The 17,929-nt window shown below is 70.2% G+C and carries 20 protein-coding genes and 3 tRNA genes; 18 read left to right on the top strand and 5 right to left on the bottom strand.

The annotated features are described in order from the left end of the window. Positions 1-21: 21 nt before the first annotated feature. Together ACGFZS_RS14265 and ACGFZS_RS14260 are read right to left on the bottom strand one after the other, a co-directional pair. A complete protein-coding gene (locus ACGFZS_RS14265) occupies positions 22-678 on the bottom strand; it encodes an NAD(P)H-binding protein (protein WP_393795281.1) in 657 nt (218 codons plus the stop codon). A 196-nt stretch (positions 679-874) separates the two neighbouring features. Continuing rightward, entirely contained in the window at positions 875-2,161 is a 1,287-nt protein-coding gene (locus ACGFZS_RS14260) for an amidohydrolase family protein (RefSeq protein WP_393664294.1), read from the bottom strand. A gap of 267 nt (positions 2,162-2,428) precedes the next feature. Between ACGFZS_RS14260 and ACGFZS_RS14255 the strand changes: the two genes are divergently transcribed. From ACGFZS_RS14255 to ACGFZS_RS14220, 8 genes are all read left to right on the top strand, one after another. Continuing rightward, positions 2,429-2,501 (top strand) — tRNA-Thr (locus ACGFZS_RS14255). Between the two features lie 44 nt (positions 2,502-2,545). Next, positions 2,546-2,618 (top strand) — tRNA-Met (locus tag ACGFZS_RS14250). A gap of 90 nt (positions 2,619-2,708) precedes the next feature. Beyond that, positions 2,709-2,873: a 50S ribosomal protein L33 gene (rpmG, locus tag ACGFZS_RS14245; protein ID WP_003948671.1), complete on the top strand. Its 165-nt coding sequence runs from the start codon at positions 2,709-2,711 to the stop codon at positions 2,871-2,873. Positions 2,874-2,990: 117 nt separating this feature from the next. After that, entirely contained in the window at positions 2,991-3,452 is a 462-nt protein-coding gene (locus ACGFZS_RS14240; protein WP_365695572.1) for a MaoC family dehydratase N-terminal domain-containing protein, read from the top strand. A gap of 7 nt (positions 3,453-3,459) precedes the next feature. Further along, a complete protein-coding gene (locus ACGFZS_RS14235; RefSeq protein WP_393795280.1) occupies positions 3,460-3,888 on the top strand; it encodes a MaoC family dehydratase in 429 nt (142 codons plus the stop codon). Positions 3,889-4,025: 137 nt separating this feature from the next. Beyond that, the gene (locus ACGFZS_RS14230; protein WP_393795279.1) at positions 4,026-4,607 is read left to right on the top strand and encodes a TetR/AcrR family transcriptional regulator; all 582 of its coding nucleotides are present in this window, start codon (positions 4,026-4,028) and stop codon (positions 4,605-4,607) included. A gap of 100 nt (positions 4,608-4,707) precedes the next feature. Next, on the top strand, positions 4,708-6,168 hold the full coding sequence (locus tag ACGFZS_RS14225; protein ID WP_393795278.1) for an MFS transporter: 1,461 nt from the start codon (positions 4,708-4,710) through the stop codon (positions 6,166-6,168). Positions 6,169-6,330: 162 nt separating this feature from the next. After that, a complete protein-coding gene (locus ACGFZS_RS14220; RefSeq protein ID WP_393795277.1) occupies positions 6,331-7,386 on the top strand; it encodes a UDP-N-acetylmuramate dehydrogenase in 1,056 nt (351 codons plus the stop codon). A 59-nt stretch (positions 7,387-7,445) separates the two neighbouring features. On the opposite strand, the gene ACGFZS_RS14215 is transcribed toward ACGFZS_RS14220, so the two are convergent. Then, positions 7,446-8,075 (bottom strand): NAD(P)-dependent oxidoreductase, encoded by a 630-nt coding sequence (locus tag ACGFZS_RS14215; RefSeq protein ID WP_393795276.1) that lies wholly within the window; start codon positions 8,073-8,075, stop codon positions 7,446-7,448. A gap of 195 nt (positions 8,076-8,270) precedes the next feature. On the opposite strand from ACGFZS_RS14215, the gene ACGFZS_RS14210 reads away from it, so the two are divergent. Continuing rightward, on the top strand, positions 8,271-8,894 hold the full coding sequence (locus ACGFZS_RS14210; RefSeq protein ID WP_365695566.1) for a helix-turn-helix domain-containing protein: 624 nt from the start codon (positions 8,271-8,273) through the stop codon (positions 8,892-8,894). An 18-nt stretch (positions 8,895-8,912) separates the two neighbouring features. Beyond that, positions 8,913-9,578, top strand: coding sequence for a hypothetical protein (locus ACGFZS_RS14205; protein WP_393795275.1), 666 nt, complete (start codon positions 8,913-8,915; stop codon positions 9,576-9,578). Between the two features lie 51 nt (positions 9,579-9,629). Here the strand turns inward: ACGFZS_RS14205 and ACGFZS_RS14200 are convergent, their stop codons facing one another. Continuing rightward, on the bottom strand, positions 9,630-10,670 hold the full coding sequence (locus ACGFZS_RS14200) for an adenosine deaminase (RefSeq protein ID WP_365695564.1): 1,041 nt from the start codon (positions 10,668-10,670) through the stop codon (positions 9,630-9,632). Between the two features lie 144 nt (positions 10,671-10,814). Continuing rightward, positions 10,815-12,041 carry a pyridoxal phosphate-dependent aminotransferase gene (locus tag ACGFZS_RS14195; RefSeq protein WP_393795274.1) on the bottom strand — a complete coding sequence of 409 codons (1,227 nt, stop codon included), beginning with the start codon at positions 12,039-12,041 and terminating at the stop codon, positions 10,815-10,817. Between the two features lie 261 nt (positions 12,042-12,302). Here ACGFZS_RS14195 and ACGFZS_RS14190 point away from each other — a divergent pair. From ACGFZS_RS14190 to rplL, 8 genes are all read left to right on the top strand, one after another. After that, a tRNA-Trp gene (locus ACGFZS_RS14190) sits at positions 12,303-12,375 on the top strand. Between the two features lie 112 nt (positions 12,376-12,487). Continuing rightward, positions 12,488-12,772, top strand: a complete 285-nt coding sequence (gene secE / locus ACGFZS_RS14185) for a preprotein translocase subunit SecE (protein ID WP_355719923.1) — start codon at positions 12,488-12,490, stop codon at positions 12,770-12,772. Positions 12,773-12,852: 80 nt separating this feature from the next. Continuing rightward, positions 12,853-13,725 (top strand): transcription termination/antitermination protein NusG, encoded by an 873-nt coding sequence (gene nusG, locus ACGFZS_RS14180; RefSeq protein WP_365695562.1) that lies wholly within the window; start codon positions 12,853-12,855, stop codon positions 13,723-13,725. A 166-nt stretch (positions 13,726-13,891) separates the two neighbouring features. Beyond that, a complete protein-coding gene (gene rplK, locus ACGFZS_RS14175; protein WP_005481290.1) occupies positions 13,892-14,326 on the top strand; it encodes a 50S ribosomal protein L11 in 435 nt (144 codons plus the stop codon). A gap of 83 nt (positions 14,327-14,409) precedes the next feature. After that, on the top strand, positions 14,410-15,135 hold the full coding sequence (rplA, locus tag ACGFZS_RS14170) for a 50S ribosomal protein L1 (RefSeq protein WP_046731102.1): 726 nt from the start codon (positions 14,410-14,412) through the stop codon (positions 15,133-15,135). Positions 15,136-15,322: 187 nt separating this feature from the next. Beyond that, the gene (locus tag ACGFZS_RS14165) at positions 15,323-16,195 is read left to right on the top strand and encodes a hypothetical protein (RefSeq protein WP_393795273.1); all 873 of its coding nucleotides are present in this window, start codon (positions 15,323-15,325) and stop codon (positions 16,193-16,195) included. 297 nt (positions 16,196-16,492) lie between these two features. After that, positions 16,493-17,023, top strand: coding sequence for a 50S ribosomal protein L10 (gene rplJ, locus ACGFZS_RS14160; protein WP_020113849.1), 531 nt, complete (start codon positions 16,493-16,495; stop codon positions 17,021-17,023). 123 nt (positions 17,024-17,146) lie between these two features. After that, the gene (rplL, locus tag ACGFZS_RS14155; RefSeq protein WP_393795469.1) at positions 17,147-17,530 is read left to right on the top strand and encodes a 50S ribosomal protein L7/L12; all 384 of its coding nucleotides are present in this window, start codon (positions 17,147-17,149) and stop codon (positions 17,528-17,530) included. The last annotated feature ends 399 nt before the right edge of the window (positions 17,531-17,929 follow it).

The raw sequence follows: 17,929 nt of genomic DNA, 5'->3' as shown, positions 1-17,929 counted from the left end.
CCCAACGGCCGGGCGCCGGGTTCAGTTCCCGGCCACCGACTTCACGGCCACCGTGACCGGGGTAGACCCCCCGATCAGCTCCAGGGTCAGACCGGCCGTCGCCGAGGTGTCCACCAACTCCGCCAGCACGGCGGCCACGTCGTCACGGGTCACCGGCCCCCGGCCCGTGTGCGCCTCCAGCCGCACCAGGCCGGTGCCGGCCTCGTCCGTCAGCGCACCGGGGCGCAGGATCGTCCAGTCGAGGGCGTCCTGCCGGGTGACATGGGCGTCGGCCTCGCCCTTGGCCCGCAGATACACGTCGAAGACGTCGTCGCCCTGGTGCGCCGGATCCGCGCCCATCGAGGAGACGACCACGAAACGGCGCACGCCCGCGCGCACGGCCGCGTCCGCGAACACCACCGCCGCGCCCTTGTCCACCGTCTCCTTGCGGGCCGTACCGCTGCCCGGGCCCGCGCCCGCCGCGAACACCGCCGCGTCCGCACCCCGCAGCTGTGCCGCGACCTCCTCGACCGAGGCCGACTCCAGGTCGAGCAGCACCGGTTCGGCACCTGCCGCCCGCAGGTCGTCGCCCTGCTCGGCGCTCCGGATGATCCCCGCGACCTCGTCCCCACGCGCGGAGAGCAGCCGCTCCAACCGCAACGCGATCTGACCATGACCACCAGCGATGACAATGCGCATGGTTCCGACCGTACGCCCGAAGCCCCGCGTCCGCCGTACGACTTCATGCGCCCCACCCGCCCGGGTGGTCCCGCCGAGGCGCCCCTCCGGGCTCGGCCTTGTGCAGGCACGCGCCCTGTGCGCCGTGCGCTCCCCGCGCCCTCGTCCGCACACCGGCGCCCACGTGCTTGTCATACGCCCCGGCGCGCCTCCGGGCTCAGGACACCTCTCCCCGGCCCTGGCGCGGCAGCCCCAGTTCCGCCGCCACCGCCGAGTTGCAGTACTCGCGGACCGCGCTGGTGCGTGCCACCACGCGCCCCCGGTGCACCACGATCCGGCTGTAGGCGAGCGAGAGGGCGCCGGCCAGATGATCGCCGCGCACCGCGAGGAGTTCGGCGGGGAAACCGGCCTCCACGCGGACCTCGGGGAGGCCGAGGGCGGCGCGGGAGGAGGCGCTGACGGTGTCGTAGGCGTCCTCGGGGCGCAGGCCGTGACGGGAGGCCAGGAGATAGGCCGCCTCCAGGGGGTCGCCCCGGCCGACGGGGTTCGACAGGTCGCGCAGGGCACCGCTGCCGGCGGCGACCCGCACCCCGGCCGCGCGCAGCAGCCGTACCGGAGCCGTGCCGCGGCGGTCGACGGAGCCGCAGCCGCCCTGGGGCAGGCACACCACGGTGACGCCGGCCGCGGCGAGCTGGTCCGCGACCCGCGCGGCCGCCTCGGCGGGCAGGCGCGAGAGCCCGGCGCACGGGCCCAGCGTCACGCCGGGGCGCATGCCGCCCGCCATCGCAGCGAGCCTGGCCAGCCGGGCCGGATCGACGGCGTCCGTGTGCAGATCGACCGGGCAGCCGTGCTCGGAGGCCACCTCCAGGACCGCCTCCGCGTACCCCGTGGGATCGGGATCCAGGTCGGGGCAGCCGCCCATCACGGACGCGCCCATCTTCGCGGCGTCCCGCAGCATGGCGAGCCCGTCGGCGCCGGCGATCCCGGTCAGCACGCGCGGCATCGCGACCGCCGTCAGCTCCGCGAGCCCGCGCAGCGAGCGGCGCGCCTGGAGGACGGCGGCGAGGGCGCCGAGCCCCTGGACGTCGCCCACGCGCACGTGCGCGCGTACGGCCGTCGAACCGTGCCCGAGCTGCAGCAGGGCCGCCTCGGTGGCGCGGCGCTGGACGTCCTCCGGGTCGTACGGGACGGGGCCGCCGCGATCGGCGGAGAGCGCGGTGTCGCCGTGGGCGTGCGGTTCGGCCGGGGCCGGCAGGAGCAGGTAGCCGTTGAGGTCCACGCGCGCGCCGCCCGCGCGGGCCGGGCCCGGCGCCAGACTGCCGGCCGTACCGACCGCCTCGATGCGTCCGCCGCCCAGCCGTACGTCCACCGTCCTGCCGTCGGTGAGCCGCGCCCCGCACAGCAGGAGCGCGGAGTGGTCGGACTGACCCGAGGAACCCGAGGAACCGGAGGAACCCGAGGAGTTGGACGACGACGAGGGCGGCTGCGGCTGGCTGTCGGGCATCGCGCTCCAGGTAGGTCGGTCCAGGCAATGGACTCAAGATCACGCAGAGTGAGTCGAGCCTAGGGTGGCGAGCCGCGCGGGGCGGGGAGGAGCGCAATAGTCGTACCGGAGCCGTCGGACCTGCGGGGAACCGGTTCGAGGCGCGCGCGTGGGGAGCGTCGGAAGGGGTCCGAGAGGCTGCCGTGAGCCGTGCGGAAGGGGCCGGGAAGGGCGGCGGGAAACGGATTTGGGTGAACGGCGGCCGAGCGTGTAATGTCTTCATCGCTCGCCCCAATAGCTCAGTCGGCAGAGCGTCTCCATGGTAAGGAGAAGGTCTACGGTTCGATTCCGTATTGGGGCTCTGGTGTGAGAGGTCCCGTCGCGAGGCGGGACTGATCTCATCAAAGCGGTGTAGCTCAGTCGGTAGAGCAAGCGGCTCATAATCGCTGTGTCACCGGTTCAAGTCCGGTCACCGCTACTGACAGTAGCCGATTGCGGGGTCGGTCCTTCGATCGGCTACTCTTTTGTGCGTTGAATCAGTCCATCCGTTCGTCTTAGGAGCACTCACGTGGCTGCCACCGACGTCCGCCCGAAGATCACGCTGGCCTGCGTGGAGTGCAAGGAGCGGAACTACATCACCAAGAAGAACCGGCGTAACAACCCGGACCGACTTGAGATGAAGAAGCACTGCCCGCGTTGCAACGCGCACACTGCGCACCGCGAAACGCGATAACAAACAGGCTCGTTCGTGAGGCCGTCCCCGCTCGGGGGCGGCCTCACGGCGTTTCGGCAGTCGGCTTTCCCGCTAGCTTGTGGGGCATCACAGCAGATATCAGGAGGTGCCGGGCCAATGGCGCTCGACCAGTCCTTCGTGGGACGGACCTACCCACCCACCGAGCCCTACGAGGTGGGCCGGGAGAAGATCCGTGAGTTCGCCGAGGCGGTGGGCGACGCCAACCCGGTGTACACGGACCCGGAGGCCGCCAAGGCGCTCGGCTATTCCGATGTGATCGCCCCGCCGACCTTTGTCTTCTCGATCACTTTCCGCGCGGCCGGACAGGTCGTCGAGGACCCGCAGCTCGGCCTGGACTACAGCCGGGTGGTGCACGGCGACCAGAAGTTCGCCTACAAGCGCCCGGTCCGCGCCGGTGACCGGCTGAGCGTCACCTCGACCATCGAGGCCATCAAGTCCCTCGCGGGCAACGACGTCATCGACATCCGCGGTGACGTCCACGACGAGGCGGGCGAACTCGTGGTGAGCGCCCTGACCAAGCTGGTGGCTCGCGCGGCGGACGTGGAAGAGGGGGCGTGAGGATCCGATGACGTCGAAGATCGCGTACACGGACGTCGAGGTCGGCACCGAACTGCCGGCGCAGACCTTCCCCGTGACCCGCGCCACGCTCGTGCGGTACGCGGGCGCCTCCGGGGACTTCAACCCCATCCACTGGAACGAGAAGTTCGCCAAGGAGGTGGGCCTGCCCGACGTCATCGCGCACGGCATGTTCACCATGGCCGAGGCGGTCCGGGTGGTCACCGACTGGATCGGCGACCCGGGCGCCGTCGTCGAGTACGGCGTCCGCTTCACCAAGCCCGTCGTCGTCCCGAACGACGACCAGGGCGCCCTGATCGAGGTCAGCGGCAAGGTCGCCGCCAAGCTCGACGACAACACCGTGCGCGTCGACCTGACGGCGATGAGCGCCGGGCAGAAGGTGCTGGGCATGTCGCGGGCGGTCGTACGGCTGGGCTGAGCGACAGCCGACGGACCGCGCGGGCCTGCGGTAAGGGGCGTTCTCCATAGAGGGCGCCCCTTACCCGTTGTGGCTCGCCGGGGGAGTCCGCAGGATGCCTCTTGACTTAGTTAGTGATTGAGTACTAACTTCATCGCATGGTCAGGATGAGTGCTGAGGAACGGCGCGAGAGTGTCGTCCGCGCGGCGATCGCCGAGTTCTCGCAGAGGGGCTACTACGGCACCTCCACCGAGGCGATCGCCAAGCGGGTCGGGGTCTCACAGCCGTATCTCTTCCGGCTCTTCCCGGGCAAGAAGGCGATGTTCGCCGCCGCCTCGCAGCGCTGCATCGACGAGATGCGCGAGGTCTTCGAGGAGGCGGCCCAGGGGCTGCGGGGCGCGGACGCCCTGCAGGCCATGGGGGAGGCGTATGTGCGGCTGATCCAGGAGCGGCCGGAGCGGCTCCAGATGCAGATGCAGACGTACATCACCGTCGCCGCCGCGGAGGCGGAGGGTGAGCACGAGTTCGGTGAACTCGTGCGGGCCGGCTGGCTGCGGCTGTGGGACACCGTGCACCTGATCTCGGGTGCCGATATCGACGGCACCACGGCGTTCCTGGCCAAGGGGATGCTCATCAACACCTACATGGCCATGGGGTTCCCGCCCGAGAGCCGGGTCTGGCGGGGGATGTACGCCGACGTCGAGGCCGACGCCGCCGAGGGGCTGGGGAAGTGTGTGTGAGAGAGGGGCGGTTCGCCGTCCTCGGCCCTGGCTTTTTCATGGGGTCGAAAGTTAGTGACTCATAACTAATCAACTGGTGAAACCACGCTCAGGGGGAGCGATGTCAGAACAGACCGCACAACCGACAGCACAGCAGCCCGCACGTCGCGGGAGCGTCGCGTGGGCGCTCGTCATCACGGGTGCCGCCGGATTCATGGCGTCCCTCGACAACCTCGTCGTCACCACCGCCCTGCCCTCCATCCGCAGGGACCTCGGCGGTGCGCTGGACGACCTCGAATGGACCGTGAGCGCCTACACGCTCACCTTCGCCGTGCTGCTGATGTTCGGCGCCGCCCTCGGCGACCGCTTCGGCCGCCGTCGGCTCTTCCTGGCCGGGCTCGCCGTCTTCACCGGCGCCTCCGCCGCCGCGGCCATGGCACCCGGCATCGACTCCCTGATCGCCGCCCGCGCGGTCCAGGGCGTCGGAGCGGCCATCATGATGCCGCTCACCCTCACCCTGCTGACGGCCGCGGTGCCGGAGGCCCGGCGGGGGATGGCGTACGGCATCTGGGGTGCCGTCAACGGGCTCGCGGTCGCCTCCGGGCCGCTCATCGGCGGCAGTCTCACCGAACACGTGTCCTGGCATTGGATCTTCTGGCTGAACGTGCCGCTCGGCATAGCCCTGCTGCCGCTCGCCCGGCTCCGTCTCGCCGAGTCGCACGGCACCGGCGCCCCGCTCGACGTCCCCGGCACCCTGCTCGCCAGCGGCGGCCTCTTCGGGATCGTCTACGGCCTGGTGCGCGGCCCCGCCGACGGCTGGGCCAGCCCCCTCGTGCTCACCGGGCTGTTCGCGGGCGCCGCCCTGCTCGCCGGATTCGTCCTGCACGGCAGCCGCGCCAAGAACCCCATGCTGCCGATGCGGCTCTTCCGCTCCCGCGCCTTCTCCGGGATCAACGCCGCGAGCCTGCTGATGTTCCTCGGGATGTTCGGCTCGATCTTCCTGCTCAGCCAGTACATGCAGGGCGTCCTCGGCTACTCGCCCACCGAGGCCGGCCTCAGGATGCTGCCCTGGACGGGCATGCCGATGCTCGTCGCGCCGATCGCCGGGATCCTCTCCGACCGGATCGGCGGCCGTCCCGTCGTCGCCGCCGGACTCTTCCTGCAGGCCGCCGGGCTCGCCTACCTGGCCTCGGTCGTCACCGCGGACGCCTCCTACGGCGCGCAGCTGCCCGGGCTGATCGTCAGCGGCATCGGCATGGCCCTGTACTTCGCCCCGGCCGCCAACCTGGTGATGTCCGCCGTACGTCCGCAGGAACAGGGCATCGCCTCCGGCGCCAACAACGCGCTGCGCGAGGTCGGTGGCGCGCTCGGTGTCGCCGTCATGTCGTCGATCTTCTCCGCACAGGGCGGCTACGAGAGCGCCCAGAACTTCGTGGACGGCCTGCGGCCCGCCCTGGTCACCGGGGCCGCCGTGGTCGCCCTCGCCGGGATCGCCGCGCTGTTGATCCCCGGCCGGCGCCGTGCCGCGCGGATCGTCGCCGAGGGGGAGCTCACCCCGGAGCCGGCCACCGTCGGCGGCTGAAGGTGACCGAAGGCGACCCAAGGCGGTCGAAGTCGGCGGAAGGCGACTGACCTCGATTGGCGGCACGCGCGCGTGGGGCCCCGTTCCGACCGGACGGGGCCCCACGCGCGCGTGCGGCTCGTGGCGGCGGGAGCGGCGGTGGCGTCTCGTAGTCTTGGGCGCGTGCAGGAACTCCACGACGCCCCCCTCGCCCCCCTCACCACCTTCCGGCTCGGCGGCCCCGCCGCGCGGCTGGTCACCGCGACCACCGACGCCGAGGTGATCGCCGCGGTCCGTGAGGCCGACGACAGCCGGACCCCGCTGCTGGTCATCGGCGGCGGCTCCAACCTGGTCATCGGCGACAAGGGCTTCGACGGCACCGCCCTGCGCATCGCCACCACCGGGTTCGAACTCCGTGGCACGACGCTGGAGCTGGCGGCAGGCGAGGTGTGGACCGACGCCGTCGCCCGCACGGTCGAGGCGGGCCTCGCGGGCGTCGAGTGCCTCGCCGGCATCCCGGGGTCCGCGGGGGCCACGCCCATCCAGAACGTGGGGGCGTACGGGCAGGAGGTCTCCGCCACCATCACCGAGGTCATCGCCTACGACCGGCGGGCCGGCGAGACGGTGACGCTGACCGACGAGGAGTGCGCGTTCTCGTACCGGCACAGCCGCTTCAAGGCCGACCCCGAGCGGTATGTCGTCCTGCGCGTGCGCTTCGAGCTGGAGGACGCGGACGGGCTGTCGGCGCCGGTGCGGTACGCCGAGGCCGCGCGGGCGCTCGGGGTCGAGCCGGGGGAGCGGGTGCCGCTGGCCGCAGCCCGCGAGACCGTGCTCAAACTGCGGGCCGGGAAGGGGATGGTGCTCGACCCCGAGGACCACGACACCTGGTCGGCGGGGTCCTTCTTCACCAACCCGATCCTCACGGACGAGCAGTTCGCCGTCTTCCACGCGCGCGTGCGGGAGCGGCTGGGCGACGCGGCCGAGCCGCCCGCCTACCCGGCGGGGGACGGTCGTACCAAGACCTCGGCGGCCTGGCTGATCGACAAGGCCGGGTTCGGCAAGGGGTACGGCAGTGGGCCGGCCCGGATCTCCACGAAGCACACGCTGGCGCTGACCAACCGGGGCGGGGCGACGACCGAGGATCTGCTGGAGCTGGCGCGGGAGGTCGTGGCCGGGGTGCGGGAGGCCTTCGGCGTGACCCTGGTCAACGAGCCGGTGACCGTCGGCGTGAGCCTCTAGAGGCCGGCTTCTGGAAGCCCGCTCCCGCGACCCCGCAACCCGCGGGATCTCGGGAGCGTTCAGTACGCCACCCCCACCCCCTGCTTCACCGTCCCCTCGTCCGTGATCATCGCCAGCATCGCGTGGGCCACGTCCGCGCGCCCGATGAAGCGGCCCTTGGGCGGGAAGCCGCCGATCACCGTCCGGTAGGTGCCGGTCAGGGGCTTGTTCTGGAGGCGGGGCGGGCGGACCGACGTCCAGTCCGTGCCGCTGCGCGCCAGCTCCGCCTCCATCTCGCCCAGATCGACGTAGATGTCCTTGAGGATCGCGCTGACCACGCCGAGCGCCGCGCGGTCCAGCAGGCCCGCCTGCGGCTGGGGGCCGACCGGCGCGGCGCTGACCACCAGCAGCCGGCGCACCTGCTCGGCCTCCATCGCGGCCAGGACGGTACGGGTCAGGCGGGTCGCCACCCCGGCGTCCTTGCGGGCCCGCGCGCCCAGGCCGGACAGCACCGCGTCACGGCCGGCCACCGCCGGGCGGATCGTCTCGGGGTCGGTGAGGTCCGCGCGGACGACCTGAAGGCCGGAGCCGGTCACGGTCAGGCCGGCCGGGTCCCGTACGACCGCGGTGACCTGGTGCCCCGACGCCAGCGCCTGGCGGACGATCTCCCGGCCGATTCCGCCGGTCGCGCCGAACACGGTGAGATGCATGACTTCTCCTGTGGGTTGCCGGTTGCCGGTTGCCGGTTTCCGTTGTGGGTTGCCGGTATGCGTGGCGAGGGGTGGGTGAGTATTCACTCACCACCTTTCACGTCCTAGAGTGGGTAAGTACTCACCCACCCGTCAAGGCTCCACGGGAACTCCGTCGGAATCGCTGGAACAGGGGGCATGTGATCCTTGGGTGCCATGCAGCAGAAACCGGCCCGTGTCCGCATCCTCGACGCCGCTCACGAACTGATGGGCACCGTGGGGCTCGCCCGTGTCACCACCAAGGAGATCGCCAGGGCGGCCGGTTGTTCCGAGGCGGCGCTCTACAAGTACTTCCCCAGCAAAGAAGAGCTGTTCGTGCACGTCCTCACCGAACGGCTGCCGCGGCTCCTCCCGCTGCTGGGCCAGCTCACCGTCGAACCCGGGCGGGACACCCTGGAGGAGAACCTGACCCGGATCGCCCGCCAGGCCGCCCTCTTCTTCGAGGAGAGCTTCCCGATCGCCGCCTCCCTCTATGCCGAGAAGCAGCTCAAGCAGAAGCTCGACGACCGGCTCCGCATGATCGGCGCGGGGCCGCATCTGCCGATGAGAGCCCTCGACGGCTATCTGCGCGCCGAGCAGGCGATCGGCCGGATCAGCCCCGACGCCGACACCTCCGCGGCCGCCGCCCTGCTGCTCGGCGCCTGCGTGCAGCGTGTCTTCGCCTACGAGGCGACCGCGACCGGCGAGCGCCCGCCGGTGGACGCGTTCGCCGCCCGTATCGCCCGCACCCTGCTGGGCGGAATCTCCGTTGCCGAGGACCCGGCCCGGCCGTCAGCCTGATGCCATGAGGCATCCCGCATGCGGCTGAGACTGCGCGAGTTCCGGCCCCGCACCGGTCCGTACGAACACCGGGTCGTCCAGCCCCGGCAGCCGCTGCGCCACACCTCCCTGCGCGCGCCGGCGCCCATCGGCATGCTCATGGGCGATCACGACGGGCTCAGCCGGCTCGCCGGGCTGTTCTCGTTCGCCGCGTACGCGCGGCACACGATCGTCCATGTGCCGCTGCGCGAGGGCGTGCCGCCGGACGAGGGGCAGGGCCCCCTCGTCGACCTGGTCCTGGTCCATCACTCGCTCGGGCTGCGCGCCGCGCGGTGGCCCGAAGTGCGCCACCGGCTGCGCCAGGGCACCCCGCTCACCGCCGGCACCGACGAGGCGCGCACCGCGCGGGACGCGACCGCCTGGCGCGCCCGCACCGAGCACGGGGAGCGCCGGGAGTACTTCCGGCACACCACCCACGCGGGCACGCTCTTCCTCTTCGGCAGCCGGTACGTCTTCGCCGAGGCCGCCATGTCCCTGGCCTACGCGGCCGGCTGGGGACCGCGGCAGAAGGGCGTGGCCAAGGGGCACCCGGCGCTCGTGTCGGGACTGTGGGGGCTGAAGCAGCCGCCGGGCGGCGGGCACCCCGTCGAGGTGCTGGTCTGCTTCAAGGCGTACCCGCCCTACGCCCACTTCAGAAGACCCTGACGGAGCTCCTGTGACGAACCGGATGTGACGAACCCGGTGTGACGAACCAGGTCAGGACACCGGCGCGACCAGCCAGGCGTCGATGCCCGCCAGGAGCTTCGCCTTCATGTCCTGCGGCGCCGCCGAACCCCGTACCGACTGCCGGGCCAGCTCCGCCAGTTCGGCGTCCGTGAAGGCGTGGTGGCGGCGCGCGATGTCGTACTGGGCGGCCAGCCGGGAGCCGAACAGCAGCGGGTCGTCGGCGCCCAGGGCCATCGGGACGCCCGCCTCGAAGAGGGTGCGCAGCGGGACGTCCTCGGGCTTCTCGTAGACGCCCAGGGCCACGTTGGAGGCCGGGCAGACCTCGCAGGTGATCTCCCGGTCCGCCAGGCGCTTGAGCAGCCGCGGGTCCTCCGCCGCCCGCACGCCGTGCCCGATCCGGGTGGCGTGCAGGTCGTCCAGGCAGTCCCGGACCGACGCCGGACCGGTCAGCTCGCCGCCGTGCGGGGCCGCCAGCAGGCCGCCCTCGCGCGCGATGTGGAACGCGCGGTCGAAGTCCCGCGCCATGCCCCGCCGCTCGTCGTTCGACAGCCCGAAGCCGACCACGCCCCGGTCCGCGTAGCGGACGGCGAGCCGGGCCAGCGTGCGCGCGTCCAGGGGGTGCTTCATCCGGTTCGCGGCCACCAGGACGCGCATGCCGAGGCCGGTCTCCCGGGAGGTCGTCTCGACCGCGTCCAGGATGATCTCGAGCGCCGGGATCAGACCGCCCAGGCGCGGGGCGTACGACGTCGGGTCCACCTGGATCTCCAGCCAGCCCGAGCCGTCCCTGACGTCCTCCTCCGCGGCCTCCCGGACCAGCCGCCGGATGTCCTCGGGCTCTCTCAGGCAGGAGCGCGCGGCGTCGTACAGGCGCTGGAAACGGAACCAGCCCCGTTCGTCGGTGGCCCGCAGTCTCGGTGGTTCCCCGCTGGTCAGGGCATCGGTCAGCGCCTCGGGGAGGCGTACGCCGTACTTGTCGGCCAGTTCCAGGACGGTTCCCGGCCGCATCGAACCGGTGAAGTGCAGATGCAGATGAGCTTTCGGCAGCTCAGAGACATCACGTACGTGCTCCATTCCAGGATCCTGCCGTACGCGGCTGCCGTACCGGTAGCGGATTCCCCTTTAGTGGCCTTGCTCGCACACGAGAACGGGCCGCCTCCCCGGAGGGAGACGGCCCGTTCTCGTGTGCGTGCGGCACGGATCGCCGGAAGGACGTCGTCAGTCCTTGGCCTCCGCCAGCAGCTTCTGGATCCGGCTCACGCCCTCGACCAGGTCCTCGTCGCCGAGCGCGTACGACAGGCGCAGGTAGCCGGGCGTACCGAAGGCCTCACCGGGGACGACCGCGACCTCGGCCTCCTCCAGGATCAGCTCGGCCAGCTCCACCGAGGAGGCCGGGCGCTTTCCGCGGATCTCCTTGCCGAGCAGGGCCTTGACCGACGGGTACGCGTAGAAGGCGCCCTCGGGCTCCGGGCAGAGCACGCCGTCGATCTCGTTGAGCATGCGGACGATGGTCCTGCGGCGGCGGTCGAAGGCCTCGCGCATCTTTGCCACGGCCTCCAGGTCGCCGGAGACGGCGGCCAGGGCGGCGACCTGCGCCACGTTGGAGACGTTGGACGTGGCGTGCGACTGGAGGTTGGTGGCCGCCTTGACGACGTCCTTGGGGCCGATCACCCAGCCGACCCGCCAGCCGGTCATGGCGTACGTCTTGGCGACGCCGTTGACCACGATGCACTTGTCGCGCAGCTCGGGCAGGACCGCCGGCAGCGAGGTGAACTTCGCGTCGCCGTAGACCAGGTGCTCGTAGATCTCGTCGGTGAGGACCCACAGGCCGTGCTCGACGGCCCAGCGGCCGATCGCCTCGGTGTCGGCCTCGCTGTAGACCGCGCCGGTCGGGTTGGACGGGGAGACGAAGAGCACGACCTTCGTCTTCTCGGTGCGCGCCGCCTCCAGCTGCTCGACGGAGACCCGGTAGCCGGTGGTCTCGTCGGCGACGACCTCCACCGGGACACCGCCGGCCAGGCGGATGGACTCCGGGTACGTCGTCCAGTACGGGGCGGGCACGATGACCTCGTCGCCCGGGTCGAGGATCGCGGCGAAGGCCTCGTAGATGGCCTGCTTGCCGCCGTTGGTGACGAGGACCTGGGAGGCGTCGACCTCGTAGCCGGAGTCGCGCAGCGTCTTGGCGGCGATCGCGGCCTTCAGCTCGGGCAGACCGCCGGCCGGCGTGTAGCGGTGGTACTTCGGGTTCTTGCAGGCCTCGATCGCGGCCTCGACGATGTAGTCCGGAGTCGGGAAGTCGGGCTCACCGGCGCCGAAGCCGATCACCGGGCGCCCGGCGGCCTTCAGAGCCTTGGCCTTGGCGTCCACGGCGAGGGTGGCGGACTCGGAGATCGCGCCGACTCGGGCGGAGACCCGGCGCTCGGTGGGAGGGGTTGCAGCGCTCATGGGGCCCATCGTTTCAGACCGGAAACCTGCCCGGCACGCCGGTTTCACAGACTGAACAGCTACGGGCCGAACCATGAACAAGCGTGCGGATCCGGCCCCCGGCCAGGACGATCTTCCGTACGGTCCCCCCGGACTGCCGCTTTCTGTTCGACGCGGCGCCGCGGACCACGTACACTCTCACCTCGTTGGCCACCGACAGCCGTGCCTGAGCGGGTGCACACCGAGCACCCGGCCGGATGCGGTACGTTGGGGGACACACAAAGGGTCGTAGCTCAATTGGTAGAGCACCGGTCTCCAAAACCGGCGGTTGGGGGTTCAAGTCCCTCCGGCCCTGCTACACACACCGCCAGGATGTGTGCGCATGTACGTACATACAAGCATTGCACCGCCGTGCGGCTCTGGAACCGGGCGCGGCACGGCCACGACCCGGGATCAGGTGAGGATGAATGACGGACGCCGTGGGCTCCATCGACACGCCTGACGCCGACGAGGTGCCCGAGTCCCAGAAGAAGGCTCGTAAGGGCGGCAAGCGTGCCAAGAAGGGCCCGCTGAAGCGCCTCGCCACCTTCTACCGCCAGATCATCGCGGAGCTCCGCAAGGTAGTCTGGCCGACTCGTAACCAGCTGACGTCGTACACCACCGTGGTGATCTTCTTCGTCGCCGTCATGATCGCTCTGGTGACCGTGATTGACTATGGACTCAACCACGCGGCCAAGTACGTCTTCGGCTGAGCACAGAGCGAAGGGCGCCGTGGTACCGGCGCCCGTTTTCGCATGTTCCACCCCTATGTATCCAGGAAGAAGCAGCCATCGTGTCTGACCCGAACCTGAACGACGCCGTCGAGCCCGAAGAGGCCGTCGCAGACGAGCTGGACATCGTCGAGGGCGCGGACGAGCAGGACGAGTTCGAGGCTGCCGAAGCCGCACTGGGAGAGCCGGCCGAGGAGACCGCGGTCCACGTCGAGGACGAGGACGAGGAAGAGCCCGTCGAGGACGAGTCCGAAGAGGATGAGTCCGAAGAGGACGAAGAGCTCGAAGCGGCCGCCGAGGAAGAGCCCGCCGAGCCGGTCGACCCCGTCCAGGCCCTGCGCGAGGAGCTGCGTGTGCTCCCCGGCGAGTGGTACGTCATCCACACCTACGCCGGCTACGAGAACCGCGTGAAGACCAACCTGGAGCAGCGCGCCGTCTCGCTGAACGTCGAGGACTTCATCTTCCAGGCCGAGGTGCCGCAGGAAGAGGTCGCCCAGATCAAGAACGGCGAGCGCAAGACGATCAAGCAGAACAAGCTGCCCGGTTACGTGCTCGTCCGTATGGACCTGACCAACGAGTCCTGGGGCGTCGTCCGCAACACCCCCGGTGTCACCGGGTTCGTCGGCAACGCCTACGACCCGTACCCGCTGACCCTGGACGAGATCGTCAAGATGCTCGCCCCGGAGGCCGAGGAGAAGGCGGCCCGCGAGGCCGCCGAGGCCGAGGGCAAGCCGGCGCCGCAGCGCAAGGTCGAGGTCCAGGTGCTGGACTTCGAGGTCGGCGACTCGGTCACCGTCACCGACGGCCCGTTCGCCACGCTCCAGGCCACGATCAACGAGATCAACCCCGACTCCAAGAAGGTCAAGGGTCTGGTGGAGATCTTCGGTCGTGAGACGCCGGTGGAGCTGTCGTTCGACCAGATCCAGAAGAACTAGCCCCTTCTAGTTCGTTCAGGACGTACCGCTTCCGAGCAGGTCAGGCACTCGCCTGACCTGCTCGGTTTTTGGCCGCGCATCTATACCCGCTATCGTTGTGCGGTATGCCTGCAACCGGGTGGTCCTCGGATGCGGGCAGGACCCGAATGAAAGGACCCGGAGAGTAATGCCTCCCAAGAAGAAGAAGGTCACGGGGCTCATCAAGCTCCAGATCAACGCCGGTGCGGCGAACCCGGCCCCGCCGGTCGGCCCCGCGCTCGGTCAGCACGGCGTCAACATCATGGAGTTCTGCAAGGCCTACAACGCCGCGACCGAGTCGCAGCGTGGCTGGGTGATCCCGGTGGAGATCACGGTCTACGAGGACCGCTCCTTCACCTTCGTCACCAAGACCCCGCCGGCCGCGAAGATGATCCTCAAGGCCGCTGGTGTCGAGAAGGGCTCCGGCGAGCCGCACAAGACCAAGGTCGCCAAGATCACCGAGGCGCAGGTCCGCGAGATCGCCACGACCAAGCTTCCCGACCTGAACGCCAACGACCTGGACGCCGCGTCGAAGATCATCGCCGGCACCGCCCGCTCCATGGGCATCACGGTCGAGGGCTGAACACCCCTCTCGCAGAACCTCCGTGGTAGGGCCTGCTCGGCCCGTACACCACGACTCCTCATCAAGAACACACAGGAGCAGTTGTGAGCAAGCGCAGCAAGGCTCTCCGCGCTGCGGACGAGAAGATCGACCGGGAGAAGCTGTACGCCCCGCTCGAGGCCGTCCGTCTCGCCAAGGAGACCTCCACGACCAAGTTCGACGGCACCGTCGAGGTCGCCTTCCGCCTGGGTGTCGACCCGCGCAAGGCCGACCAGATGGTCCGTGGCACCGTGAACCTCCCGCACGGCACCGGCAAGACCGCCCGGGTCCTGGTCTTCGCGACCGGTGACCGTGCCGAGGCCGCGCGTGCCGCGGGCGCCGACATCGTCGGCGCCGACGAACTGATCGACGAGGTGGCGAAGGGCCGTCTGGACTTCGACGCCGTCGTCGCCACCCCGGACCTCATGGGCAAGGTCGGCCGCCTCGGCCGCGTCCTCGGCCCGCGTGGTCTGATGCCGAACCCGAAGACCGGCACCGTGACCCCGGACACCGCCAAGGCCGTGACCGAGATCAAGGGCGGCAAGATCGAGTTCCGCGTCGACAAGCACTCGAACCTGCACTTCATCATCGGCAAGACGTCCTTCGAGGACGACAAGCTGGTGGAGAACTACGGCGCCGCGCTGGAGGAGATCCTCCGTCTGAAGCCGTCCGCCGCCAAGGGTCGCTACATCAAGAAGGCCGCCATCAGCACCACGATGGGCCCCGGCATTCCGGTCGACTCGAACCGCACCCGCAACCTCCTCGTCGAGGAGGACCCGGCCGCCGTCTGAGCCCCGCGCTCGGTCCGGTAGCCGCGTCAGGGACGCGTCACCAGCAGGACGGGCCCCGCAACCCTCTCGGGTTGCGGGGCCCGTCGCGTTGTCCGGCCCGCCCGCCCGTCACCCCCGACCGCCCGCACGATGTCGGTGGCCTGGGTTAGCGTCGGGGGTGCGGGACTCGTATGGGGGGTGGGTCTGGATGACGAGGTCGAGGGTGCGCCGGGTGGCCCTGGCGCTCGCGGCGGCGACCGCGCTGGCCGGGGCGGCCGCCTGCACCTCCTCGGGAGGAGGAGCGGAGGATCCGGACCCGAAGGGCACCACGGCCCACCGGAACCGCCCCCTGGCCGCCCTGCGCTCCGCCGAGCACGCCACCCACCGGGCCCGGTCCGCCCGGGTCCGCTCCAGCACCGCCCTGGGCTCCGTGATGTCCACGAAGGCCGAGGGCGCCCTCGGCTGGAAGGACGGCCTCACCGGCACGCTCACCATCACCTACACCGGCGGCAGCACCGCCGAGCTGATGCGCACGCTCGACTCGACGTCCCTGGAGACCCGCTACCTCCAGGACGCCTACTACGCCAAGGTCGGCGAGAGATTCGCCCGGCAGCTGGGCGGCAGACACTGGATCAAGTACACCTACGACTACCTCGCCACCCTCGGCGGCGGCTCGGGCGCGATGATGACGGACCTCATGCGCAACACCACGCCCAACCAGTCGGTACGGCTGCTGCTCGCCTCCGAGGACGTCAGGAAGGTCGGCGCGGAGAAGGTCGCCGGCGTGACCGCCACCCACTACTCGGGCACGGTGGACGTCGCCGACCTGGCCGGCGGCAGCGCCCTGCGCAAGCAGCTCACCCAGGCCGGTGTCACCACCGAGACCGTCGACATCTGGGTCGACGGCAAGGACCTGCTGGTCAAGAAGGCGGAGAAGGCCGACACGGCGAACGGCGCGCTGACCCAGACCGCCTACTACAGCGACTACGGCGTCAAGGTCAGCGCGGACCGGCCGCCGGCCGCCGACACCGAGGACTTCAGGACACTGCTGAAGAAGCAGGGCGGCGGACCGGCCTCGTGAGAGCAACCGTAAGAGCGGCCCTAGGGGCCGATTTGCTTGACAGTGCACCGGTCCCGTACTCTCCTGATGAAGCCAAAGACCGCTGGTCGTTGCCGTGTGCTCGTCAGAGTGTGCGGTGGCCGAAGGATCCGCTGAACCGCGGACGACCCGCGCAGGTGACTGTGGAAGTGCTCCCGGAACACATGCTCAGCGTGTGTGTGCCCGGTCGAGCTACGCCCCGTGCGCCTGCGCCGGGGCGTTTCGTTTTCCCAGCCCCTTCCGAGCGGTCCTCATCACCCGGAAGGAGGCCGACGCTCTATGGCAAGGCCCGACAAGGCTGCCGCGGTAGCCGAGCTGACGGAGCAGTTCCGCAGCTCGAACGCCGCCGTGCTGACCGAGTACCGGGGTCTCACCGTGGCGCAGCTCAAGACGCTGCGTCGTTCGCTCGGTGAAGACGCCCAGTACGCCGTGGTGAAGAACACGCTGACCAAGATCGCGGCCAACGAGGCCGGGATCTCGACGCTCGACGACCTGTTCAACGGTCCGACGGCGGTTGCCTTCATCACCGGTGACCCGGTGACGTCGGCGAAGGGTCTTCGTGACTTCGCCAAGGACAACCCGAACCTCGTCATCAAGGGCGGTGTCCTTGACGGCAAGGCGCTGTCCGCCGACGAGATCAAGAAGCTTGCGGACCTCGAGTCCCGCGAGGTTCTGCTCTCCAAGCTGGCGGGTGCCTTCAAGGGCAAGCAGTCCCAGGCTGCTCAGCTCTTCCAGGCGCTTCCCTCGAAGCTCGTCCGCACCGTGGACGCCCTTCGCGCCAAGCAAGAAGAGCAGGGCGGTGCCGAGTAACTCGGCTCGCGAAATGACCGCCGCCTGAGGCCTCGCGCCCCGGGGGAGCGGTCGTAGCGGGCCGAACGTACGCCCGCCAGACATGTACATCCGGCACCAGCCGAAATTAGTGGAAGGAAAGCCATCGTGGCTCTCACCCAGGACGAACTGCTCGCCGAGTTCGAGACGATGACCCTGATCCAGCTCTCCGAGTTCGTGAAGGCGTTCGAGGAGAAGTTCGACGTCACCGCCGCCGCCGCGGTCGCCGTCGCGGGCCCGGCCGGTCCGGCCGCCGCCGCCCCGGTCGAGGAGGAGAAGGACGAGTTCGACGTCATCCTCACCGGCGCCGGCGACAAGAAGATCCAGGTCATCAAGGTCGTGCGTGAGCTGACCTCGCTCGGCCTGAAGGAGGCCAAGGACCTCGTGGACGGCGCCCCGAAGGCCGTCCTCGAGAAGGTCGCCAAGGATGCCGCCGAGAAGGCCGCCGAGTCCCTCAAGGGCGCCGGCGCCTCCGTCGAGGTCAAGTAACACCTCCGGGGTCCTCCAGACCCCTGTGTGCTGAAACACCCCCTCGGGGGCTGTAACGCGCAGACCGCGAAGAGCGATCATCCATCCGGGTGGTCGCTCTTCGGCGTTCCCGGGAGGCCGACCACGGTTGCCTTGCACCCGTGACGGCGGGGGGTATGGTGATCTTCGTCGTGTCCCTGGCGCTCCGGGTTTGCGCAGGGGGGCCTTGACGAACCGCACGCAGCGCGCAATTCTCAGGACGCGTCGCCAGAACGGTCCGAATCCGAGGCATGGATCGGCGACGAAGAGGGCAGTATCAACGTGCGTTGAGGGCAGGCATGACGCAGGCGTTGACGATGAAGAGGGTCTCAGAAAATGGGGACTGGACATCAGTGTGCCAAGTGGCTACACTGACCCTTT

Origin of the sequence: Streptomyces sp. NPDC048288 (assembly GCF_043201555.1) — a bacterium.
In the GTDB taxonomy this organism is placed as follows: Bacteria; Actinomycetota; Actinomycetes; order Streptomycetales; family Streptomycetaceae; genus Streptomyces.
Note: the sequence above shows the minus strand (reverse complement) of the source record. Positions and strands in the feature narration are given on the sequence as shown.